The organism is Oceanospirillum sanctuarii (assembly GCF_002150805.1).
Lineage (GTDB): Bacteria > Pseudomonadota > Gammaproteobacteria > Pseudomonadales > Halomonadaceae > Oceanospirillum > Oceanospirillum sanctuarii.
This window is the reverse complement of the sequence record NZ_MTBA01000004.1, coordinates 912575-934893: the sequence shown is the minus strand read 5'-3', so window position 1 is coordinate 934893 and position 22319 is coordinate 912575. Positions and strand designations below refer to the sequence as shown.

The following is a 22319-nucleotide window of genomic DNA, read 5'->3' as shown; positions in this document are numbered from 1 at the left end:
CTCAGCTAAAGTGGAGCCGATTAAGGAGTCCGTTATGGCAGTTACAATTACAGAATCAGCAGCGGGCCATATTCGTAAGTGTCTGGCTGATCGAGGTAAAGGCGAAGGTCTGCGGGTTAAGGTGAAGCCAAGTGGTTGTTCCGGTTTCTCTTATGTGCTGGATTTTGCTGATGAAGTGGCCGCAGAAGATCACGTTTTTGAGCAGCACGACGTTAAAGTGATTATCGACGCTGAAGCGCTGGATGTTCTGGATGGCAGTGAAGTGGATTATGTCACTCAGGGGCTGAACAGCTTCTTCCGCTTCAACAATCCGAATGTTAAAGATGAGTGCGGTTGCGGCGAAAGTTTCAGCGTTTAACTCTGCTGGCAGCATCAGTGTCTAAGCAGGCTTAGTCTGTTTGATCGGCACTCAAATGTGCGTTGGCGTTTTTTTACGTTTTTTTGCCATAAAGTCGCAGCACAACATACTAATTTGAAATCAACCTGCGTATACTTCGCGGGTTTTTATGGCTGAACATGGAAATGTCAAACACTTTGCTGTTCATACTTTCCGGTGTTCGCACTTTTCACAGAACATACGTTGGAGAACTATCCGATGGCGGTTGAACGCACTCTTTCTATTATCAAGCCTGATGCAGTAGCTAAAAATGTTGTTGGTCAGATCATTGCGCGTTTCGAAAACGCTGGTCTGCAGGTTGTTGCAGCTAAAATGATCCACCTGTCTCAAGAGCAGGCTGAAGGTTTCTACGCAGAACACAAAGAGCGTCCTTTCTTTGGTGATCTGGTTGCGTTCATGACTTCTGGTCCTGTTGTTGTACAGGTTCTGGAAGGTGAAAATGCAATTCTGGCTAACCGTGACCTGATGGGTGCTACTAATCCACAGGAAGCTGCTGAAGGTACTATCCGTCGTGACTTCGCTGAGTCTATCGACGCGAACGCTGTTCACGGTTCTGATTCTGCAGCTTCTGCAGAGCGCGAAGTAGCTTACTTCTTTAACGCTGACGAAATCTGCCCACGCGGTTAATTTCTGATGCGGGTCTGAATGAGACCGCTTCGGCAGACTGATTCAGACCAAACACAAACAGCCACCTTGAGTGGCTGTTTGTGGTTTTGTAGGCAGTGTTTCAATGCATTGTTTACAAAGGATTTTCGACTTCTTTCAGGTTGTTTTGTGGTCTTCTGTAGTGGTTTTTGCCGCTTTAAAAAGCAGAACGATCCGTCAAACGAGCCACCTCACTTTTTACCGGTACGACGATATGAGCGAACAAACAAAAACCAATCTACTGGGTTTAACTACTCCTCAGATGGAGGCTTTTTTCGATTCTATCGGTGAGAAGCGTTTCCGTACCGCGCAGGTGATGAAGTGGATTCACCATTATGGTGTGGATAACTTTGACGATATGACCAACCTGAGCAAGGTGCTGCGTGCCAAGCTGAAAGAGGTTGCTGAAGTTCGTGGTCCTGAAATTGTTTATCAGGATTTCTCCGATGATGGCACCCGTAAATGGGTTCTCAAGGTTGATGGCGGTAGCTGCATTGAAACCGTTCTGATTCCGATGGATGAGAAGCGCCGTACTCTTTGTGTGTCTTCCCAGGTGGGCTGTTCACTGGACTGCAGTTTCTGCTCAACCGGTAAACAAGGCTTCCAGCGTAACCTGACTCCGGCTGAGATTATCGGTCAGGTTTGGGTTGCACAGCGTTCTTTTGGCCCTCGTACCGATAGTGCAAACCGTCCGGTGACCAACGTCGTGATGATGGGCATGGGCGAGCCTCTGATGAACTTTGAACCTGTAATGTCTTCCATGCGTCTGATGCTGGATGATATGGGTTATGGGCTTTCCAAGCGTCGTGTCACTCTGAGTACCTCAGGTGTTGTGCCTCAGCTGGAGAAAATGATTGGTCAGATCGATGTCGCTCTGGCGATCTCCCTGCACGCGCCGAATGATGAGCTGCGTAACGAGCTGGTGCCGATCAACCAGAAGTACCCGATTCACCAGCTGCTGGAAACCTGTCAGCGCTATCTGGATACTCTGGGTGATAACCGTTCTATCACCATCGAATACACCCTGATCGCCGGAGTCAATGATCAGCCGCAGCATGCGGTTCAGCTGGCGAAAGTGCTGCGCAAGCTGGATTGTAAGATCAACCTGATTCCGTTTAACCCCTTCCCGAACAATGACTACAAGCGTCCGAGCCGCAATGCGATTATGCGTTTCCGCGATTCGCTGATCGATGCCGGTTACGTGGTGACCGTGCGTAGTACCCGTGGTGATGATATCGACGCTGCTTGTGGTCAGCTGGTAGGTCAGGTGATGGATCGTACCCGTCGTAGCGCCAAATACGCCAGCGGCGATCAGCTGATCCAGGCTGTTGAAGTGGTTGATGCTGCTCAGAAGCCTGATGCAGGCTAATGGATCTTTCTGCTGTCTTCAGTAAGATAGCAGTTCTCTTTTGTGACGATAACGACTGACCGAAAAGGATATTTATGGCACTTCGAACCGATATGATCCGGAAAAAAGTGCATACGTCAGTCCATCTTCTGATGGCGCTGCTAGCTCTGATGTTAGTGGGGTGTTCCGCTCAGCCTGAGCAGCCGCTACAGAGTGAACCTGCCATCGAGAAAAGTGTCAATTCCTACACTCAGCTTGGTTTCGCTTATCTGGAGCGGGGTAATACGGATCGTGCCAAGCGTGCTTTTGTTAAAGCGCTGGCATTGGACGATGAATCCCCTGATGCTTTGCATGGCATGGCTTTGATCTACCAGCAGGAAGGTGAGAAAGCGCTTGCTGAAGTCCACTTCGAGAAAGCGCTGGATGAAGGTGGTCAGTTCTCTGTTGCCCGCAACAACTATGCTGCGTTTCTCTATGGCCAACAGCGTTACCCGGAAGCCTGCAAACAGCTGGAAATTACCGTCAGTGATACCCTGTATGTCAATCGCGGACTGGCTTTTGAGAATCTGGGGCTTTGCCAGCTACAGCTGAATCAGACCCTTAAAGCAGAATCTTCTTTTAAAAGAGCACTGCAATTAGATCGTAACTCAAGCCGTGCCCTGTTAGAGTTAGCATCACTCAAATATGCACAAAACCGTCCTCTGGATGCATGGGGTTACTTACAGCAACATTTGAAAGTTGCCAATGCCTCCGAGCGGGGGTTAATGTTAGGCATCCGGCTGTCCGAACAGTTGGGAAAAAACGCAGAACGCAGCCGTTATTTATCTGAATTGTCCCGGCTGAAGCAGGCGAATTAGAACGAAAAGTCTACGACATAATAAAACGACGAAAACGAAAGAACCGAGACGCAAGGAATTTATCCGATCATGACCGATACTCTAGCCACTCAGGACGATATTCAGGCTGATGTTCAGCTACCGGAAAACATGCCGGGCGAGCAGCTGAAAAAAGGCCGTGAGCGCATGCAGCTCAGCACCCGTGAAGTGTCTGAGCAGCTGAATCTGAAGCACTCTTTTGTGCAGATGATCGAAGACGATAATTACAGCGCTTTGCCTGGTGCAACTTTTGTTCGTGGTTACCTGCGTGCCTACGCTAAATTGGTCGGTGTTGATGCTGAGGCTCTGGTCGATGCTTACAACGCTAACTTCAATGAAGAACCTAAGCCGGAAGAGCGTTATAAACCGGTTGAGACGATTAAGCCACAGCGCAGCTTCTCTGATCCTTTGATTAAGTACACAACGCTGGCTGTTGTGGCCGCGTTGATCGCCCTGTCGATCATGTGGTGGCAGAGCCGTAATGGTGCTGAACCGCTGAGTCTGGTGCAGAGCGATACCGTAACTGTTGAAACCTCAGAAGGTGAAACCATTATCGCTCAGATGGATCTTTCCGGTGCAGAAGAAAGCCCTATTACAGAGCAGGTTATTGCAGTAGAAGAAGGTGATGCGACGGAAGCTGCTGATGCCGTCACAGAGAATACAGAAGTGACTGCCGATGACGCAGCCACAGAAACAACCGCTGTTGCTGAGGAGCCAACGCCAGAAGAGATCGGCCAGGCTGTTATGGGGCAGGAGCGTTTCACTATTACCTTTACTGAAGAGTGTTGGGTAGAGGTCACCGATGGTCGTGATATCAAGGTTGTTGCCAACCTGAAACAGGCTGGCGAAGAGTCTGTTGTTGAAGGCCTGCCGCCATTCAAACTGATGATCGGTAATGCCGGTGGCGCTGTTGTGACCTATCAGGGTGAAGAGGTTGATCTGAAGCCTCACACCAATCGCAATAATATTGCGCGCTTTACTCTGGGCGAATAATAAAACCGGATGGTGAAGCAGAGCGACATTAGATTAAAATAGGGGCTTTAAATGCCCCTTTTTCCGGTCGGGCTCTGGTCAATTTATTGGCCGGAGCTTTGCTGTTTTAAGACCGGAGCAGAAATGAAAGTGTATTTCTGTGGTTGTCAGTCGTCGATGGCCACTTATGAGAAACAGGAATTCAGAAAGATCGCTTTTGTAAAAGCGGCCTTCCAAAGAGCAGTTTAGTGAGTTGGAACGTTTAGAACGCTAGTACGACCGTTTGCTAAAGAGAGAGACAAGTCCGTGCATTTTGAATCCCCGATCAAACGCCGTAAGTCCCGTCAGATTATGGTAGGTAATGTGCCGGTAGGTGGCGATGCGCCCATCTCGGTACAGAGTATGACCAATACAGAAACCTGTGATGTTGACGCGACTGTCGGGCAGATTCGTCGCCTGGAAGAAGCTGGTGCGGATATTGTGCGTGTTTCTGTGCCTTCAATGGATGCTGCTGAGGCTTTCGGTAAGATCCGTAAGCAGGTCAATGTGCCTTTGGTGGCGGATATCCATTTTGATTACCGCATCGCCCTGAAAGTGGCGGATCTGGGTGTCGATTGTCTGCGCATCAACCCGGGTAATATCGGTAGTGACGACCGTGTTCGTCAGGTGGTGGATGCAGCCCGTCACCATGGTATTCCGATTCGTATCGGTGTGAATGCTGGCTCTCTGGAGAAGGAACTGCAGAAGAAATATGGCGAACCAACACCGGATGCTTTGGTGGAATCTGCTATGCGCCATATCGATATTCTTGATCGACTGGATTTTCAGGACTTCAAACTGAGTCTGAAAGCATCTGATGTCTTTATGACCGTGGCTGCATATCGTAAAATTGCCAGCCAGATTGAGCAGCCCCTGCATCTGGGGATCACCGAAGCCGGTGGCCTGCGTTCCGGTACCGTTAAATCGTCCGTGGGTCTTGGCATGTTGCTGATGGATGGTATCGGCGACACTATCCGTGTTTCTCTGGCCGCTGATCCGGTTGAAGAGATCAAGGTAGGCTTTGATATTCTGAAGAGCCTTAAGCTGCGCAGTAACGGTATTAACTTTATTGCCTGTCCAAGCTGTTCCCGCCAGAACTTTGATGTGATTGGCGTGATGAACGAACTGGAAACCCGTCTTGAAGATATACGCACACCGCTGGATGTTGCTGTGATTGGTTGCGTGGTAAATGGTCCGGGTGAAGCGAAAGAGGTTGCACTGGGTCTGACCGGTGGTTCGCCAAATCTGGTTTATATCGATGGTAAGCCAGCCCAGAAGCTGGGTAATGACAACCTTGCTGCTGAGCTTGAGCAGATGATTCGTGAGCGTGCCCGCCTGAAAGAAGAGGCTGACGCTCAGCTGATCGCTAAAAGCTAATCTGCTTTTGGTGTGTAAAACGAGCAGTGCCGACACTGCTCGTTTTTTATGGTCAGCACAAACGCACCTTTGAGGATGCGTTCAACAAGATTTCCGTAGCAGGCTGTGCACCGCCGCTACGATACCCGATTGAAAAGACAGTATTTAGGAATTGATTTTGGCTAAGAAAATTCAGGCTATCCGTGGGATGAATGACATCCTGCCGGAACAAAGTGCCGTCTGGCAGTATCTGGAAGCAACGGTTGCTGATCTGCTGAAGCGTTACAGCTATCAGGAGATCCGTATGCCGATCGTTGAGCAGACGGCTCTGTTCAAACGCTCTATCGGCGAAGTAACCGATATTGTTGAAAAAGAGATGTACACCTTTGAAGACCGTAACGGTGACAGCCTGACACTGCGTCCGGAAGGTACTGCCGGTTGTGTCCGTGCCGGTGAAGAGCATGGCTTGCTGTACAACCAGATTCAGCGTCTCTGGTACAAGGGCCCTATGTTCCGCCATGAGCGTCCGCAGAAAGGTCGCTACCGTCAGTTCCACCAGATCGGTGTGGAAACCTTCGGTATGGCAGGTCCTGATATTGATGCCGAGCTGATTATTCTGAGCGCCCGTCTCTGGAAAGAGCTGGGGCTGTATGAATCCGTAACTCTGGAACTGAATTCTCTGGGTTCTTCCGAGGCGCGTGCCGAATACCGTACTGCGCTGGTTGAATTCCTGTCAGCCCGTAAAGATGAGCTGGACGAAGACAGTCAGCGTCGTCTGGAAACCAACCCGATGCGTATTCTGGACAGTAAAGATCAGAATACTCAGGCACTGCTGGATGGTGCACCGGTATTTGAAGACTACATCGATCAGGAATCCAAAGAGCACTTCGAGCAGCTGTGCAGCATGCTGGATGCAGCCGGTATTGAATACAAGCTGAACCCGCGTCTGGTTCGTGGTCTGGATTACTACTGCAAAACCGTATTTGAGTGGACCACAACGGAACTGGGCTCTCAGGGTACTGTCTGTGCAGGTGGTCGTTATGATGGCCTGGTTGAACAGCTGGGTGGTCGTGCAACGCCAGCAGTTGGTTTTGCCATGGGTATCGAGCGTCTGATTCTGATGCTGCAAACACTGGATGTGATCCCGGAACACGTCAGCAACCAACCGCAGATCTTTATTGCAGCGGTTGGCGAAGGCATGGCTACTCACGGTCTGCTGCTGGGTGAGATGCTGCGCGAGAAAACCAACTACCGTACGCAGATGCATTGTGGTGGTGGCAGCTTTAAAAACCAGATCAAAAAAGCCGACAAGAGTGGTGCATCGATTGCGCTGATTCTGGGTGAAAATGAAGTAACCAACGGTGAAGTAGCCGTTAAATTCCTGCGTGAAGCCCGTGATCAGGAGACCGTTAGTATTTCCGGTCTGATCGACTTCCTGCAGGACTCCGGGCTGTAAGCAGCCCGTTTAAACACTATCGATTGGGCCTGTGCCGGAAACCAGGGCCCATTTCAGGATGACATTGCCACAGGAGATATCCGGTGTCTGAATTACGTACCGAAGAAGAACAGATTGAACTGATGAAAAGATGGTGGGCGGACAACGGTAAGTCCCTCATCATAGGCCTAGTTCTGGCGGTTGCAGCTGTTGGCGGCTGGAAATGGTGGCAGGCGGATCAGCAGGCGAAAGCGGAAGCCGCTTCTTCTGCCTACGAGCAGCTGATCGATGTAATGAACAAGCCTGAAATGACCGATGAAGAACGTGCAACCGCTAAGCATCTGGCGGTGACGCTGCAGGAAGAGCATAAAGGTTCTCTGTATGCCGATTACGCTGCACTGTTTGAGGCGAAACTGCTGGTGGACGGTGATCAGTTTGATGCCGCCGCAGCGGTACTGAACAAGCTGAATGCTGAAACCGAAAGTGCCATGATCAAAGAAGTGGCTGGCGTACGTCAGGCGCAGATTCTTTGGCAGCAAGGCAGCAACCAGCAGGCGCTGGATCTGCTGAAAGCGCTGAAAACCGATGCTTACAAAGGCAATGCAGAAGAGCTGAAAGGCGACATTCTGACCGAGATGGGCGACAAAGAAGCAGCCCGTACTGCTTATGAAAGCGCTAAAGCGGCTTTCGCGGCATCAGGCGTAGCTCGTCCGGTTATCGATATGAAACTGGCAGACCTGGGAGCCTGATATGTTGCGCTGGCTGACCCCGGTTCTGGCTCTGTTGCTGACGGCTTGTGGCAGTTTGCCTGAGCCCCAGTATCCGCCAAAAGATCTCACCAGTTTTGATGAGAAAGTTGAGCTGGATATTGTCTGGCAGGATTTTGCAGCCAAAGGGCCGGGTGAGCTGGGCTATCTGCTGCCGCCTGTGATTGCCGAAGGAAAAATTTACGGCATCGACCGTGAAGGCAATCTGACGGCCTGGAACGCTGATAAAGGTGAATTCCTTTGGGAAGCAAACCTGGACAGCGGTGCCAGCTCAGGCCTTAGCTATAATCAGGGACAGCTTTATCTGGGCACTCAGAACGGTGAGGTTATCGCCTTGTCCGCTTCCGGCGGTCAGGTTTTATGGCGCACCCGTCTGAGCACTCAGGTGCTGACGCCACCTCAGGTTAATACTGCAGCTCATCAGGTTGTGGTACAGACCGCTGACGGTAAGGTTTCGGCACTGGACGAACGTACAGGTCGTACCCTTTGGAACTACGAAAGCTCTGAGCCGCTGCTGACTCTGCATGGCACGGCCACGCCTCTGGTTGTTCCTTCTGCAACCTTTGCCGGTTTTGCCAATGGCCGGGTTGTTGCGCTGGATAACCGTAATGGCCAGCTGGCGTGGGATGTTCGTGTTGCCGTTCCATCCGGTCGTACCGATATTGAGCGTCTGGTGGATGTTGATGGCCAGCCGCTTTTGACCAGCAAAGGTATGCTGGTGGTAACCAGCTATCAGGGCCGCCTGATCGCACTGGATCCGTCCAGTGGTCGCGGTATCTGGGAGCGTAAAGATTCAAGCTTTTATCCGGCGGTAGAGGGCTTCGGCAATATTCTCTACGTGGATGAAGGCAGCAATATTGTCGCGCTGGATGCGCGTTCCGGTGGTGTGCTCTGGAATCAGGATGCTCTGAGCGGCCGCCGTCTGACGGCTCCGGTGATCTGGGGCGATACTCTGGCTGTGGGAGATTATGAGGGCTATGTTCATCTGATCTCGCTGGCCGATGGCCACGTGGTGGGCCGCATCCAAGCGGATGCCAGCGGTATTGAACAACCGCTGATCATCACGGAAAACACTTTATACGCTGTAGCCGTGAATGGCCGTCTGATGGCGATCCGCCGTCAGTAAGACCACAACAAAGGCGAGGGCCCTCATCCCTTGCCCGATTGCAGAGACTGTAGCGTGACACTTTTTGTGTGTGCCCAATGCATGCACCTGTTGAAGAACTGAAGATACCTGAATGAATCCTGTTATTGCCCTGGTGGGCCGCCCGAATGTGGGCAAATCAACACTGTTTAACCGCCTGACCCGCAGTCGTGACGCTCTGGTTGCTGACTTTGCTGGTCTGACCCGTGACCGTAAATATGGCGAGGGTAAAGTCGGTGGCAAGCCTTATATCGTAATTGATACAGGCGGTATCAGTGGCGATGAGCACGGTATCGACTCCGCGATGGCGGGACAGTCTCTGCTGGCGATTGAAGAAGCAGACATCGTTCTGTTTCTGGTGGATGGCCGTGCGGGTCTGACTGCTGCAGATCAGATGATCGCTCAGCACCTGCGTGAAAAGGGCAAAGATGCCTGGCTGATCGTCAATAAAACCGACGGTTCTGATCCGGATGTGGTTGTTGCAGAATTCTACGCTCTGGGTATGGAGCGTAATCCGATCGCGATTGCTGCCGCCCATGGCCGTAACGTCACCGCGATGATCCAACATATTCTGGAGCCTTTCCCGGAGCCGGACGAAGAGGAAGAGCTGCACGATCAGCTGAAACACAAAGGTGTACGCATCGGTGTTATTGGTCGTCCGAACGTGGGTAAATCCACGCTGGTAAACCGTATTCTGGGTGAAGAGCGTGTGGTGGTTTACGACCAGCCGGGAACCACCCGTGATGCAATTGCGATTCCGTTTGAGCGTGATGGTCAGGAATACACCCTGATCGATACCGCGGGTATTCGTCGTCGTAAGAACGTTACCGAGATTGCTGAGAAATTCTCCATCATCAAAACACTGGAAGCGGTACGTGAATGTAACGTAGCCGTGATGGTGATCGATGCCCGTACCGGTATTGTTGAGCAGGATCTGCACCTGCTGGACTTCGTGCTGCAAAGCGGCCGTGCTCTGGTGATTGCGGTGAACAAGTGGGATGGTCTGGATACTGACGTTAAAGACAAGATCAAAGAGGATGTGGACCGTCGTCTGGGTTTTGTAAACTACGCCGATGTTCACTTTATCTCAGCTCTGCATGGTACAGGTGTGGGCCATCTGTATAAGTCGATCAACAGCGCTTTTGATTCTGCGATGAGCCACTGGCAGACCAACCGTCTGACGACGATTCTGGAAGACGTTGTCAAAGAGCACCAGCCGCCGATCGTACGTGGCCGCCGTATCAAGCTGCGTTACGCACACCAGGGCGGTAAGAATCCACCGATTATCGTGGTGCACGGCAGTCAGACTGACTCACTGCCGGAAAGCTATAAGCGTTACCTGACCAATACTTTCCGTAAAGTGCTGAAGGTTAAAGGTACGCCGATTCGCTTCGAATTCCGTACCGGTCATAACCCTTATGACAACAGTGATAAGGATGATCGTCAGAAGGCGAAAGATCGTCAGTTGAACCTGACCAAAGACGCACGTACCGAGCGTAAGAAGCGCCGTTAAGACGCTTCTGCTGCAAATAAAAAAGCCCTGAAATCTCAGATTTCAGGGCTTTTTTTGTACCTGAGACCCGTCCTGAATAAGGTTGTTCAGAGCGGGTGCTCAAAAGGGTTAGTAATACTCACCGTTAGGATCAATCAGAGTGATATGTTCCTCATCGATCAGTTTTTCCACCAGCGAAAAAAACTCGGTAAAGGCACGCAGGGCTTCCAGCGGTTTAATCGGCTGGTTGTAGAGCACATCGCTCTGAATCGCCTGCTTATTTCGTTTGGTGGTGTGGGTCATCAGGCGGTTTTCCAGCTTGGTGCCTTTAACCGTGCGCATAATATCCACCAGCTGATCCCGTGATGCGGTATGCATCAGTGTCTGCATGCTCTTGCTGTCCATGTGGGTCAGCGTCTTCAGCAGTTTGCGGCCCAGATGGATAAAATTCGGTTCGCCCTGAGACTGTGGCGGGTTAAGACCCAGCTGTTCATCCAGCTTGGAGATCAGCTCCATGGCGTCAGCCAGTTCCAGCTGAGTGGAGAAAAAGTCCTTGCTGATTTTGTACCTGTGTTCGCCCAGTGTGAAAACTTCAAAACTCATCGTGCTACTCCTGATCGATCATGTCGGCGCTTAAACCAGAACCGGGCCTGAGCCCTTGGACGCTTCCGGGGCTTTCTTTTTCTGCAGACCTTTAACCACTTCAATCACCAGTTGTGCTGTCTTACGGGCGTCAGCCGGTGCAATATAATCAGGTTTGGCCGGTTTGAGTTTTTCCTGCATCGGCGCAGGAATCAGCTTAAGAAACTTACCCAGCAAGCTGGCTTCCGACATCTCTTCACAGATAAACCAGAGTTTAGCCAGTTGGCGGGGTGGAACCTGTTTGAAGACGGCGAACAGGGCTTTTTCGGGGAAACTATCCAGCTTTTTCAGCAGCTGACGGATAAAGGCTGCGTCGGTACTGGCGGCCAGAGCTACCGGTGCGGCATCAGCATTATCTTTGATATTCATCCGTGGCGGGCGAATCTCGCCTTCATCAGTCATACGTTCGATGGTACGAATCAGTCCCTGAATACGTTCGTTGACTTCCCAAAGGGGTTTCAGGGGGAGTTTTTCTGCGTTCTGGGTCAGGCGGTCTATTTCACGTCGGCCCAGTGCTTTTTCCAGTTTGGCCAGCAGGCTGTCCATCTGTTTGCTTTGGGCTAAGCGGTAGAGCAGGGTGAAGTCGTACTCGCGCAGCAGAAGTGCCAGTTCGTTATCGTTGAACTGTTCCAGATGCGCCAGTGCCGGCTGCAGACGGTGGAACTGGCTGCGGGCCTCTTCCCAGCGGGACTTAGGATGCAGGGCAAACTGCTCCACCTGAGCGATTAAAGCATCGCGCATCTCCTGACAGGATTGTTCCGGGAGGAGTAACTGGCTTTCCGCCAGCTGGATCTCTAACCGGTGTCCTGATACCGGTTTCACCTTGATCTGCATCTGTTTCTTCCTAACGCTGAGTCATTACGCATATTCTGCCACGGAGCCTTGGAGCTGTGCATCCGTAATCATTTCATTTTAAGGGCATCTTATCACTTCTGCACCACTATTCCGGTGATGATTCTGTGGTCTTTGGTTAAGGCGCTGTATTACGCATTTTTATTGGCATTGCGTGGCTTTCCATCGGGTATTGCTGGTAGGTCTGTGGGGGATTCGTTAGAATTACGCTCCTGTTTTAACCACACAGTTTTCAACGTGCCGTTTCTTTACGGGGCGTTAAGTGCTTAAGGCACTTGAATGATTTGTCAGTGCTGAGTGCGCGTTTAATTTTTGCCAGTGCTGAATGCACCTTAACTATTTGTATGTTGTGAGCTTCAAGCATCATGTTAGAAATCAATCCGATCAATAACCTCATTAAGGACCTGTCTGAGCGGACAGACGTTCTTAGGGGGTATCTTTGACTACGCTGAAAAGAAAGACCGTCTAGAAGAAGTTAACCGCGAGCTGGAACAGCCGGAAGTCTGGAACGAGCCGGAACGAGCTCAGGCGCTGGGTAAAGAGCGTGCGAGCCTTGAGCTGGTTGTTGAGACCATCGACAATCTGGATACCGGTCTTGCGGATGCTCAGGACCTGCTGGATATGGCGGTTGAAGAGGACGACGAAGGCACGGTTGAAGAGGTTCAGAGCGAGCTGGATGACCTGAAAGCTCAGCTGGAGAAGCTTGAATTCCGTCGTATGTTCTCCGGTGAAATGGATGAGAGCAACGCGTATCTGGATATTCAGTCCGGCTCCGGTGGTACCGAGGCTCAGGACTGGGCCAACATGATGCTGCGTATGTTCCTGCGCTGGGGCGATGCCCACGGCTTTAAAACGGAACTGATCGAAGTATCTGCCGGTGAAGTTGCCGGTATCAAGAGTGCGACCGTTCGTTTTGAAGGCGAGTACGCCTATGGCTGGCTGCGTACCGAAACCGGTGTTCACCGTCTGGTGCGTAAATCACCGTTTGATTCCGGCGGCCGTCGACATACTTCTTTCTCCTCGGTGTTTGTTTCCCCGGAGATTGATGACAGCTTTGAAGTGGATATCAACCCGGCAGATCTGCGTATTGATACCTACCGCTCCTCCGGTGCTGGTGGTCAGCACGTAAACACCACCGACTCTGCGGTACGTATTACCCACGAGCCGACCAACGTGGTGGTTTCCTGCCAGACTGAACGTTCTCAGCACGCGAACAAAGACCGTGCGATGAAACAGCTGAAAGCGAAACTGTACGAGCTGGAGATGCAGAAACGTAACGCTGAGAAGCAGGCGCTGGAAGATACCAAGTCTGATATCGGCTGGGGCAGCCAGATTCGTTCTTACGTACTGGATGATTCCCGTATTAAAGATCTGCGTACCGGCGTTGAGAACCGCAACACTCAGGCGGTTCTGGACGGAGATCTGGATCGCTTTATCGAAGCGAGCCTTAAGCAGGGGCTGTAACCGAACGGTTATCGCTTTTGCCGCATCATATGAGAGCGCTGACAAGGGTCGGCGCTGAATATCCGATTGACCCATGTTTTGGATGATAGAGACCCATGGCTACAGAACAGCAGCAAGACACTCCCTTAGATAGCGCAGCCGCGGCAGCAGAAGAGAACAAACTGATCGCTGAGCGTCGCGCCAAGCTGGCTGAGCGTCGCGAAAAAGGCAACGCTTTCCCGAACACCTTCCGCCGTGATGCACTGGCATCTGAACTGCAGGCTGAGCTGGGTGATAAGGATAAGGAAGAGCTGGAGCAGCTGAACCGTAAGGCATCTGTTGCCGGTCGTATCATGCGTATGCGTGGTCCTTTCATCGTTATTCAGGACATGAGCAGCCAGATTCAGCTGTACGTGGACAAAAAAGCGCTGCCGGAAGAAGTTCGTGCCGACATCAAGAGCTGGGACTTTGGTGACATCGTGGGTGCATCCGGTCCGGTTCATAAGTCCGGTAAAGGCGATCTGTACATTTACATCGAAGAGTGTGAGCTGCTGACCAAGTCTCTGCGTCCGCTGCCGGATAAATTCCACGGTCTGACTGATCAGGAGATGCGTTATCGTCAGCGTTACGTGGATCTGATCATGAATCAGGAATCCCGCAGAGCGTTCGAAATCCGCGCTAAAGTGGTTAGCGGTATCCGTAACTACCTGAGCCAGCGTGGCTACATGGAAGCGGAAACGCCTATGCTGCAGGTGATTCCGGGTGGTGCAACAGCACGTCCGTTTGTGACTCATCACAACGCGCTGGACCGTGATATGTTCCTGCGTATCGCACCTGAGCTGTACCTGAAGCGTCTGGTTGTGGGTGGCTTCGAGAAAGTTTTCGAGATCAACCGTAACTTCCGTAACGAAGGTCTTTCTACCCGTCACAACCCTGAGTTCACCATGCTGGAGTTCTACCAGGCCTACGCGGACTACAAGGACCTGATGGATCTGACCGAAGATATGCTGCGCACCATCGCTCAGGATGTACTGGGTGATACTGTGGTTCAGTATCAGGAAGACACCTATGACTTCGGTAAGCCATTCGAGCGCATGACCATGATCGAAGCGATCCTGAAGCATGCGCCACAGATTTCCGAAGAGAGCCTGCAGGATCTGGAATCCGCTAAGCAGGTTGCTGAATCTCTGAAGATCGATGTTAAACCGATCTGGGGGCTGGGTAAGATCCACACCGAGATCTTTGAAGAAGTTGCTGAGCACAAGCTGATGCAGCCAACCTTCATTACTGAATACCCGGCTGAGGTTTCTCCTTTGGCACGTCGTAACGACGACAACCCGTTTGTGACGGATCGTTTTGAATTCTTCGTGGGTGGCCGTGAGATTGCAAACGGCTTCTCGGAGCTTAACGATGCGGAAGATCAGGCTGAGCGTTTTGAGCAGCAGGTTGCTGAGAAAGATGCCGGTGATGATGAAGCGATGTACTACGATCAGGATTACATCCGTGCGCTGGAATACGGCCTGCCACCGACTGCCGGTGAAGGTATCGGTATCGACCGTCTGGTGATGCTGTTCACCAACGCTCCGTCGATCCGTGACGTACTGCTGTTCCCGCATATGCGACCAGAAGCGGATTCTAAGTAATCCACAACCCCGGTATCCTCTGGATTCCGGGGTTTTATTTATGTAAGACGGCTTATAAGTTTGGCCACGTGGGCCGAATGATTTTTTCAGGTTCGTAAGAACTTTCTGGAGATACACAATGAAAATGCTGAATCGTTCTGCAATGACGGTAAAACTGACTCAGGCGTTTGTTGACTGGATCAACAACCTTGAAGACGGCAGTGAGCCTTTAACGCTGGCAGATGTTAACGAAGAAGCAACGGTTTACCTGGTTCCTGAGATTGAGGATGAAGATCAGCTCAATGATATGGTTCAGGAGTTCTGGCTGAACATTCTGGAGAATGAGCTGAAATCCTGGGAGGACAACGAAGCGTCCTGGCCTGAACTGACCTTTGAGCAGTTTGAACAGTTTATCGAGCTGTCTCCGGCTGTCATGGTGTTTGATCTGGATTACGAAAACAGCCTGAAATCAGCCAGTATTGATGATCTGGAAGACTCTGCCCAATAACGCAGGGCTTCAGGGTAACAAGGACGCTTTTCTGTTTTGACGTGTTTTCAGGTGTATTGAAGCCGGAACACGTCGGACGAGAGGCTGATCACATAAAAAGGGTAGCGGGAGCTAAACCATGTCCAACGGAATTTTGTTAGGGGTGGTTCTGCCAGCTGCCCTTTTTATTATCATGCTCGGAATGGGCATGACCTTACGGCCGGCTGATTTTGGTCGTGTTTTCACCTTGCCCCGTGCAGTGCTGGTGGGATTAACCGGCCAGATGCTGTTTGTACCTCTTCTGGCTTTCGGCGTGGTTACACTGTTCCAGCTGCCACCTGAGTTGGCTGTCGGCCTGATGGTGCTTTCTTTTGCACCGGGTGGTGCGACCTCTAATATGATGACTTTCCTCAGTCGTGGCGATGTGGCGCTCTCGATCACCCTGACCGCTTTTGCTTCTGTTATCACGCCTTTCACTATGCCGCTGCTAACTCAGCTGTCGCTGGATCACTGGATGGGTTCGTCTCAACCTATTGAGCTGCCTATTGCACAGACCATGCTGCGCCTGTTTGTCATTACTGTTGTACCGGTTTCGATCGGCATGTGGTTACACGGGAAGAAACCTGAACTGAGTCAGAAGTTGGCTAAGGTGGTTAAGCCGCTCTCCATCGGTTTTCTGGCCATGGTTATCATAGGTATTGTCGCTAAGCACTGGACTCAGATGCCGGACTTTCTGGCCGCTGTTGGCTGGCCGGTAATTGTTCTGAACAGTTTGGCTTTGGGGCTGGGTTATCTGTTCGCCCGTGTGAATGGCCTGAATGTGCCTCAGCAGCTGACAATCGGCATCGAGGTGGGTGTTCAGAATGGTGGTACAGCGCTTCTGGTCACAGGCGCTATTCTGGGCAACAGTGTGATGTCTGTGCCTCCTGTGATCTACGGCATTCTGATGTGGGGGCCTAGCATGCTGTTTGGCCTCTGGTGGGGTAAGCGCGTTCTCAATAGCCAGCAAACTGCTTTGGGCCAGAGTTAACCCGCTGCTATGTCTGCACTGAAATCCTCCTCATCTCTGGGGCGCTGGCTGGGACTGGCTGGCGTTGCCGGAGATGAGAATCCAAAAGCGAGACGCTGGGCGCAATGGCTGGAATGGCCAATGCTATTTCTGGCGCTCTGGATGCTTATCGCCTGGTACCTGAGTTTATCCGGTGATGTCGACCCGCATTTTCATCGGGCAACTGACGTTCTGATCTGGCTATTCTTCCTTGGTGAAACCCTGCTGCTGACCGCTTTGGTTGATCAGCGGTGGCGCTATATCCGCACTAACTGGATGAATCTGGTGATTCTGTTGCTGGGCTTGCCGATTCTCTGGGGTGATAGCTCCATGGCCAGTATTCTGCGAATGCTGCGGGTGGTGCTGATTCTGTCTCTACTGATGCCGATGGGGTCAACGGTGCATGCGATTCTGGCACGGAATAATCTGGGCACGACGCTTCTGGTCAGTGCTGTCTTTGTCGTGCTGGCAGGTACTCTGATCTCGATTATCGACCCTGCAATTGATACGCCCTGGAATGGCATCTGGTGGGCGTTGGTGACGATAACCACGGTAGGTTACGGTGATTTGGTACCCATCAGCCCTGCGGGTAAGTTGGTAGGCGCTTTTCTGATTCTGATGGGAATCGGTCTCTTCTCACTGCTGACCGCAAGCTTCTCGGTGTACTTTCTCTCCAAAGAGGAAGAAGAGGTGATCGATAAGGAATCAGAGCTGCTGCGCCGGATTGACCGGATGGAATCCCGGATGGGGCGGCTGGAAGATAACATCAGTCGAATGCTGGAGTTTCAGCGTCAGATTTTGCAGGAGCAGAGTCTGCAGTTGGAGTTTGATGTGGATTTGGAACAATCCGAACCGTACTCTCACAAACCCCGCGAGAAATACAGCCCACAAAACCTTGATAAAGACCGCCAGAAACAACAGGAGGCTCAACAGTCTGATACTGATGAACCTCCGTTTCCGCCTGCGAACTTAGATAAGCGCGGCAAGGCCTGACTCAAGGGACGATGACGTAATCAGTCGTCGTCCAGATCATCAAAGTCATAGTAATCGTCGATATTACGCTTCAGCATTTTTTGCTCAAGGCGATCTTCGATCAGACGGCGTTTGTCCAGAGATGTTGCCTTTTTACTCAGTTCCCTTTCTTCGTCATCCGCTGCAATAGCGTCGTCGGCATCATCAAAAACATCATCGGTATCATCAAAGGATACGTCTTCACGGCCCATTGATAAGTCTCTCCAGAAAAAAGGTTTATTTTCGGTGCTTATATAGACGGAAAATTATTTCTGGTAAAGAAAAAAATAAGGCTCCGGTAAAAATAATTACCGGAGCCTTAAGATGCTAAAAGAGCTTAATGTTATCTAAATGCTGCTAACGTCTTTAAACTATCGAAGTTATTCAACAATAAAGGCATCTTCAATATCTTTGGCTTCAAAGGTTTGCGGCACCTGAAAAGCAGAGGCTGGAATGGTCAGTGTTTGCACATCGGTCAGGCGATATTCATCCTGAGCGCTGGCCGGATAAGTTCGCTTGATGGAGACCGGCAGCTGGTTTTTGCTGTTCATCACAAACAGCAGCTCAGTAGTGTCACCTGGGTTCAATTGCTGGTGTACACCGCTGGAGAAATTGTGGAAAGACTCCAGTGTATTCATAGCGCTTTCCGGGATCCCGACTTCAGACGAGTTTGCCACGCAGAGCTTAGCCTGTGTTTCGCCGTTTACCTGAGCTTCAATCATCTGGCAGTTGTAGCCATTCACTTCCTGCTGGCTGTTCATCGGCTGATATTCCACCAGCTGTTTTTCCGGTGCTTGAGCCAGCTGCTGGATCTGCTCCAGAATCTCAGCCATCTGTTCTTTCTCTTCGTCGTTCGCAACCTTCATACCGGCTTCCAGCTCAGCCATGATGGCGCGGCGGGTTACTTCGATCTGCTCAGACAGGCTTTCCAGAGTTTCGCGATCCAGAATGCTGTAACTGCGTTTTTCGCTGTCTACCAGCGTCATGTGCTGACGCTTAACATCGAACAACATAAAGAATTCAGGTGCCATAGGGTTTTCGAAGCGGATGTAGTCTTCGCTTACCAAAATGGTGCTGCGGTGCTCAGGCGTTGCCTGAGACTGATAAGTAAGGCTGATGTCTGCCATTGTCAGGGAGCTGATGCTGAAGGTTAACGCTGCACCCAGGCGGGTAACTAAAGTAGGAATTTTCATAAAGCCAACTGATCCTTGAAGATGAAAGCGATGTAACGCCGATAGCAGATCCCTGTACCGGTACCGATCATACTGCGTTTAGCTCTTACTTAAACCGGTCTAAGTGACCGTAGAACGCATGGATACCTGTGTCCTGAACACCTGTTTCAGCGGGCTTTTTGCAGGCCACGAAAGCAGGGTAGCGGTGTATGTTACTGTAAATAGCCAATATACTTAAGCGGCAAATAGCATCCATTAGTAAGTGGGTGCTTCCGTTATTATCCATAAGCTTACCGGGGAATAATTTTCTCGGGCTGGCGGCGGTCGGATAGAAGGATTTTACCGTGCAGATAAGTGATACCCACTCCATGGGCCTGATGGCAGTAGCCCTATCTCTGGGGCTTTTGATCGGGGTAGAGCGGGGCTGGCGAACCCGTGAGATGGAAGATGGATCCCGCATTGCCGGCTTAAGAACCTATGGACTGATTGCGCTGTTGGGGGCAGTGGGTTCTTTGCTGTCAAAGGAGCTGGGTGGCTATCTGTTGGGAATCTTCTTTCTGGGACTGACAGGTGCTCTAACCGCATCGTACATTCAGCATCAGAAAAGACCCGGCAATGATGTGTCTCTCACTTCCCTGATTTCTGCACTGTTGGCTTTTAGTTTTGGGGCGTTGGTGATGCAGGGCTATGCAGTTGAGGCATCTGCTGCGGCTGTGGTAACGACCTTGTTGTTGAGTCTCAAAAGTGTGCTGCATCGTTGGCTCTGGTTGTTGGAGAAAAAGGAGCTCTGGGCTGCTTTGGAGCTGCTGATTATTTCGGTCGTGGTGCTGCCGATTCTGCCGGACAAGGCGATGGGGCCCTGGCAGGCGCTGAATCCCTATGAAATCTGGTGGATGGTGGTACTGATCTCAAGTATCTCCTTTGTCGGTTACTTCGCCATGAAGATTGCCGGTGCGAGGAAAGGAATCATGCTGACGGCGCTTTTTGCTGGTCTGGTTTCTTCCACGGCGCTTACTCTGCAGTTCTCTCGTATGGCGCGTGAGTCAAAGCAGGCGGCTCCTCTTTTAGCTGCAGGCATTCTTTTCGCCTGCGGAACCATGTTCCCTCGGGTTCTTCTGGTGGCTGGAGTGATCAATCCGGATCTGGTGTCTTTGTTGTTGATTCCAATATTGGTGATGATGGCAGTCGTCTATCTTCCGGCTCTGTTTCTGCTTTATCAGGGAAGTCAGACGGTACCTAATGATGTGGCGCCACCCTCAACACCGCTCTCGCTGGCATCGGCTTTGGGGTTTGGCGCTTTGCTGGCGGTAATTCTTTTGCTCAGTAGCGCCTTGCAGGACAGCATCGGAGATGCGGGGATACTGATTCTGGCGGCAGCTTCCGGTATTGCCGATGTCGATCCGATAAACCTTTCTCTATCGGGTATGAGCCGGGATGGTCTTGCTCTGAATATTGCGATGTTGGGTATCGTGATCGCGGCTATCGTTAATTCGGTTATTAAAGGGACGATGGCCGCCGTCATCGGTGGGCGAGCTCTGGCTATTCAGGCGACAGCTCCGCTTTGGATCGCGTCTTTGGTAGGTGGATTGTTGGCGGTGTCCGCATAAATAACAGGCACAAAAAAACGGCAGGATAGATAGCTATCATGCCGTTTTGTGTAAGAAAGCTTTTCGGCTGCGGATTAAGAGGCAGCCATTACCTGTACAGGCAGTTCACCTTCTTTCAGATCCAGACCCAGTAGGGTGCGGATGTCTGCCGGATTCTTCAGCAGGTCACGCAAGGTATATTCATCAACCACGCTCATGAAAGCATCACGTGCTTTCTTCAGCATAGGCTTCATGTCACATGAACCTGTTAATGGGCAGATCAGCTTTTCACAGTCGACGATTTCCAGCGAGGTTTCGAAGTCACGAACCATCTTGCCGATGGAAATCTCTTCCGCTTCCATATTGATGCGCATGCCGCCATACTTACCGCGAACGGTTTGGATATAGCCCAGCTGACCCAGCTTGTGAACAATCTTCATCAGGTGATTGCGCGAGATCTCAAAATGGTGCGCGATATCACTGATAGTTACCAGTTCGTCAGACTGCTGCACACCCAGGAACATCAATACCCGGATTGCGTAATCTGTTTGACGGGTAAGTTGCATGATGCACGACCCCCTATAGTTCCTAATTTAAGCCCTGTGGTATCTTCCTGCGACTCCATGCAGGATTACTCACTCTATGACAACAATTCTAACACGCTATTGCTGTCTGCATTGTATATCTTTGCAATCAAATGCAGCTTTTTATGTACAACTTGGCGACAAAGTGTGACCTGTTTAACATTATTTCAAGCTAAGACTCTAATTTAATTGATAAAAGGAGCTTTTGTGAACCTTCGTAACGTACTGCTATTGGCATTAGCTTCTGCCCTTGCAATGTCTGCCGCTCCGGTTGTGATCTTTATCGGAGGCCTGATCGGAGGTGATTTAGCCCCTGATCCGCGTCTGGCGACACTGCCTGTTGCCTTCATGGTTATCGGTACGGCACTGAGTACCATTCCTGCTGCCATGATCATGCAGCGTCTCGGACGAAAGCGCGGTTTTATGCTCGGTGCCCTTGGTGGTGTTCTGGCCAATCTGTTAGCTGCATTTGCGTTAAGCATCCATTCTTTTGCTCTCTTTGTGACAGCTACTGCGCTGGTTGGTTTCCATCTGGCGTTTGTTCAGCAATATCGTTTTGCTGCCGCAGAAAGTGCATCCAAAGAGCAAACCGGTAAGGCGATCTCTTTTGTACTGGTTGGTGGTGTTATTGCAGCTTTTATCGGTCCGGAATTAGCTCAGGTAGCCGCAAACTGGTTTGAGCAGAAGTTTGTCGGTTCCTTTGTGGTGCTGGCAGGTCTGATTCTGTTGGCATTGGTGCTTCTTTTGATGATTCGACCTACCAAAACCCTGAGTGCGGAAGAGGATACGCATCACAAACCATCGGTAAAGACTCTGTTAAGTCGTCCCGGATTCTTTATTGCTGTTTTAGGTGGTGTTACGGCCTATGCAGTAATGAGCTTTATCATGACGGCAACGCCGATCAGCATGCATGTGATGGACGGCCACTCCCTTGAAGCAACAGCGCGGGTTATCCAGAGTCACGTTGCGGCTATGTATCTGCCATCACTGCTGACGGGGCTCATTATCGGCACTTTAGGCGTCAGTCGGGTGATGAGCCTCGGTACTCTGCTGTTACTTGCTTGCAGTCTGGTGGCGTTAAGCGGCCACGGCCTGATGCATTACTGGTGGGCGTTAGTGTTGTTGGGTGTTGGCTGGAACTTCCTGTTTGTTGGTTCTACCACGCTTCTGACACGATATTACGATCATAAAGAGCGCTTCAAAGCTCAGGCGGTTAATGACTTTGCAGTGTTTGGTCTTCAGGCGATGGCATCGCTTTATGCGGGGCAGGTTATCCATGGTCTGGGCTGGCAATGGGTGAATCTGCTGCCGATTCCGCTGCTGGGCATTATGCTGATCGCTCTCTGGTGGATTAGCCAGCGGCAGAAGCGGGATGTACAAGGTTCAACTTCGGTTTAGGCGC

At 51.1% G+C, this 22319-nt stretch carries 22 protein-coding genes; 17 read left to right on the top strand and 5 right to left on the bottom strand.

What is annotated here, in order from left to right:
* The first annotated feature begins 34 nt into the window (after nucleotides 1-34).
* From BV405_RS11275 to der, 10 genes are all read left to right on the top strand, one after another.
* Nucleotides 35-358: a HesB/IscA family protein gene (locus tag BV405_RS11275; RefSeq protein ID WP_086480936.1), complete on the top strand. Its 324-nt coding sequence runs from the start codon at nucleotides 35-37 to the stop codon at nucleotides 356-358.
* A gap of 237 nt (nucleotides 359-595) precedes the next feature.
* Nucleotides 596-1024, top strand: a complete 429-nt coding sequence (gene ndk, locus BV405_RS11270) for a nucleoside-diphosphate kinase (RefSeq protein ID WP_086481175.1) — start codon at nucleotides 596-598, stop codon at nucleotides 1022-1024.
* 232 nt (nucleotides 1025-1256) lie between these two features.
* Nucleotides 1257-2411: a dual-specificity RNA methyltransferase RlmN gene (rlmN, locus tag BV405_RS11265; RefSeq protein ID WP_086480935.1), complete on the top strand. Its 1155-nt coding sequence runs from the start codon at nucleotides 1257-1259 to the stop codon at nucleotides 2409-2411.
* A gap of 74 nt (nucleotides 2412-2485) precedes the next feature.
* Nucleotides 2486-3247: a type IV pilus biogenesis/stability protein PilW gene (pilW, locus tag BV405_RS11260; RefSeq protein WP_086480934.1), complete on the top strand. Its 762-nt coding sequence runs from the start codon at nucleotides 2486-2488 to the stop codon at nucleotides 3245-3247.
* 69 nt (nucleotides 3248-3316) lie between these two features.
* Nucleotides 3317-4258: a RodZ domain-containing protein gene (locus BV405_RS11255; RefSeq protein WP_086480933.1), complete on the top strand. Its 942-nt coding sequence runs from the start codon at nucleotides 3317-3319 to the stop codon at nucleotides 4256-4258.
* A gap of 285 nt (nucleotides 4259-4543) precedes the next feature.
* Nucleotides 4544-5653, top strand: coding sequence for a flavodoxin-dependent (E)-4-hydroxy-3-methylbut-2-enyl-diphosphate synthase (gene ispG / locus BV405_RS11250; protein ID WP_086480932.1), 1110 nt, complete (start codon nucleotides 4544-4546; stop codon nucleotides 5651-5653).
* A gap of 157 nt (nucleotides 5654-5810) precedes the next feature.
* Nucleotides 5811-7088, top strand: a complete 1278-nt coding sequence (gene hisS, locus BV405_RS11245; RefSeq protein ID WP_086480931.1) for a histidine--tRNA ligase — start codon at nucleotides 5811-5813, stop codon at nucleotides 7086-7088.
* Nucleotides 7089-7171: 83 nt separating this feature from the next.
* Nucleotides 7172-7816, top strand: coding sequence for a YfgM family protein (locus BV405_RS11240; RefSeq protein WP_086480930.1), 645 nt, complete (start codon nucleotides 7172-7174; stop codon nucleotides 7814-7816).
* Nucleotide 7817: 1 nt separating this feature from the next.
* Nucleotides 7818-8960: an outer membrane protein assembly factor BamB gene (bamB, locus tag BV405_RS11235; protein WP_086480929.1), complete on the top strand. Its 1143-nt coding sequence runs from the start codon at nucleotides 7818-7820 to the stop codon at nucleotides 8958-8960.
* 112 nt (nucleotides 8961-9072) lie between these two features.
* A complete protein-coding gene (gene der / locus BV405_RS11230; RefSeq protein WP_086480928.1) occupies nucleotides 9073-10491 on the top strand; it encodes a ribosome biogenesis GTPase Der in 1419 nt (472 codons plus the stop codon).
* Nucleotides 10492-10599: 108 nt separating this feature from the next.
* On the opposite strand, the gene BV405_RS11225 is transcribed toward der, so the two are convergent.
* A complete protein-coding gene (locus BV405_RS11225; RefSeq protein WP_086480927.1) occupies nucleotides 10600-11073 on the bottom strand; it encodes a FliG C-terminal domain-containing protein in 474 nt (157 codons plus the stop codon).
* A 30-nt stretch (nucleotides 11074-11103) separates the two neighbouring features.
* Entirely contained in the window at nucleotides 11104-11946 is an 843-nt protein-coding gene (locus BV405_RS11220) for a hypothetical protein (protein ID WP_086480926.1), read from the bottom strand.
* 383 nt (nucleotides 11947-12329) lie between these two features.
* Here BV405_RS11220 and prfB point away from each other — a divergent pair.
* From prfB to BV405_RS11195, 5 genes are all read left to right on the top strand, one after another.
* A protein-coding gene (gene prfB / locus BV405_RS11215) for a peptide chain release factor 2 (RefSeq protein WP_140054568.1) occupies nucleotides 12330-13428 on the top strand; the annotation gives its coding sequence in 2 pieces (ribosomal slippage) (nucleotides 12330-12404 and nucleotides 12406-13428; 1098 coding nt in all).
* Nucleotides 13429-13523: 95 nt separating this feature from the next.
* Nucleotides 13524-15050: a lysine--tRNA ligase gene (gene lysS, locus BV405_RS11210; protein ID WP_086480925.1), complete on the top strand. Its 1527-nt coding sequence runs from the start codon at nucleotides 13524-13526 to the stop codon at nucleotides 15048-15050.
* Between the two features lie 118 nt (nucleotides 15051-15168).
* A complete protein-coding gene (locus BV405_RS11205; RefSeq protein WP_086480924.1) occupies nucleotides 15169-15537 on the top strand; it encodes a hypothetical protein in 369 nt (122 codons plus the stop codon).
* A 118-nt stretch (nucleotides 15538-15655) separates the two neighbouring features.
* On the top strand, nucleotides 15656-16546 hold the full coding sequence (locus tag BV405_RS11200; RefSeq protein ID WP_086480923.1) for a bile acid:sodium symporter family protein: 891 nt from the start codon (nucleotides 15656-15658) through the stop codon (nucleotides 16544-16546).
* A gap of 9 nt (nucleotides 16547-16555) precedes the next feature.
* Nucleotides 16556-17557, top strand: coding sequence for a potassium channel family protein (locus tag BV405_RS11195; protein ID WP_086480922.1), 1002 nt, complete (start codon nucleotides 16556-16558; stop codon nucleotides 17555-17557).
* A 20-nt stretch (nucleotides 17558-17577) separates the two neighbouring features.
* Here the strand turns inward: BV405_RS11195 and BV405_RS11190 are convergent, their stop codons facing one another.
* On the bottom strand, nucleotides 17578-17787 hold the full coding sequence (locus tag BV405_RS11190; protein ID WP_086480921.1) for a PA3496 family putative envelope integrity protein: 210 nt from the start codon (nucleotides 17785-17787) through the stop codon (nucleotides 17578-17580).
* Nucleotides 17788-17955: 168 nt separating this feature from the next.
* Complete coding sequence (locus BV405_RS11185) at nucleotides 17956-18768, bottom strand: hypothetical protein (RefSeq protein WP_086480920.1); 813 nt, start codon at nucleotides 18766-18768, stop codon at nucleotides 17956-17958.
* A gap of 323 nt (nucleotides 18769-19091) precedes the next feature.
* On the opposite strand from BV405_RS11185, the gene BV405_RS11175 reads away from it, so the two are divergent.
* On the top strand, nucleotides 19092-20354 hold the full coding sequence (locus BV405_RS11175) for an MgtC/SapB family protein (RefSeq protein WP_217895630.1): 1263 nt from the start codon (nucleotides 19092-19094) through the stop codon (nucleotides 20352-20354).
* Nucleotides 20355-20428: 74 nt separating this feature from the next.
* Here the strand turns inward: BV405_RS11175 and BV405_RS11170 are convergent, their stop codons facing one another.
* Nucleotides 20429-20899, bottom strand: coding sequence for an RrF2 family transcriptional regulator (locus BV405_RS11170; protein WP_086480917.1), 471 nt, complete (start codon nucleotides 20897-20899; stop codon nucleotides 20429-20431).
* Nucleotides 20900-21124: 225 nt separating this feature from the next.
* Between BV405_RS11170 and BV405_RS11165 the strand changes: the two genes are divergently transcribed.
* The gene (locus BV405_RS11165; protein WP_086480916.1) at nucleotides 21125-22315 is read left to right on the top strand and encodes an MFS transporter; all 1191 of its coding nucleotides are present in this window, start codon (nucleotides 21125-21127) and stop codon (nucleotides 22313-22315) included.
* Nucleotides 22316-22319 lie beyond the last annotated feature (4 nt).

Excerpts from the sequence above, each read along its gene's own strand:
- BV405_RS11275 (WP_086480936.1), top strand. The coding sequence starts at position 35 with ATGGCAGTTACAATTACAGAATCAGCAGCGGGCCATATTCGTAAGTGT.
- ndk (WP_086481175.1), top strand. The coding sequence starts at position 596 with ATGGCGGTTGAACGCACTCTTTCTATTATCAAGCCTGATGCAGTAGCT.
- rlmN (WP_086480935.1), top strand. The coding sequence starts at position 1,257 with ATGAGCGAACAAACAAAAACCAATCTACTGGGTTTAACTACTCCTCAG.
- pilW (WP_086480934.1), top strand. The coding sequence starts at position 2,486 with ATGGCACTTCGAACCGATATGATCCGGAAAAAAGTGCATACGTCAGTC.
- BV405_RS11255 (WP_086480933.1), top strand. The coding sequence starts at position 3,317 with ATGACCGATACTCTAGCCACTCAGGACGATATTCAGGCTGATGTTCAG.
- bamB (WP_086480929.1), top strand. The coding sequence starts at position 7,818 with ATGTTGCGCTGGCTGACCCCGGTTCTGGCTCTGTTGCTGACGGCTTGT.
- der (WP_086480928.1), top strand. The coding sequence starts at position 9,073 with ATGAATCCTGTTATTGCCCTGGTGGGCCGCCCGAATGTGGGCAAATCA.
- BV405_RS11225 (WP_086480927.1), bottom strand. The coding sequence starts at position 11,073 with ATGAGTTTTGAAGTTTTCACACTGGGCGAACACAGGTACAAAATCAGC.
- BV405_RS11220 (WP_086480926.1), bottom strand. The coding sequence starts at position 11,946 with ATGCAGATCAAGGTGAAACCGGTATCAGGACACCGGTTAGAGATCCAG.
- lysS (WP_086480925.1), top strand. The coding sequence starts at position 13,524 with ATGGCTACAGAACAGCAGCAAGACACTCCCTTAGATAGCGCAGCCGCG.
- BV405_RS11205 (WP_086480924.1), top strand. The coding sequence starts at position 15,169 with ATGAAAATGCTGAATCGTTCTGCAATGACGGTAAAACTGACTCAGGCG.
- BV405_RS11200 (WP_086480923.1), top strand. The coding sequence starts at position 15,656 with ATGTCCAACGGAATTTTGTTAGGGGTGGTTCTGCCAGCTGCCCTTTTT.
- BV405_RS11195 (WP_086480922.1), top strand. The coding sequence starts at position 16,556 with ATGTCTGCACTGAAATCCTCCTCATCTCTGGGGCGCTGGCTGGGACTG.
- BV405_RS11190 (WP_086480921.1), bottom strand. The coding sequence starts at position 17,787 with ATGGGCCGTGAAGACGTATCCTTTGATGATACCGATGATGTTTTTGAT.
- BV405_RS11185 (WP_086480920.1), bottom strand. The coding sequence starts at position 18,768 with ATGAAAATTCCTACTTTAGTTACCCGCCTGGGTGCAGCGTTAACCTTC.
- BV405_RS11170 (WP_086480917.1), bottom strand. The coding sequence starts at position 20,899 with ATGCAACTTACCCGTCAAACAGATTACGCAATCCGGGTATTGATGTTC.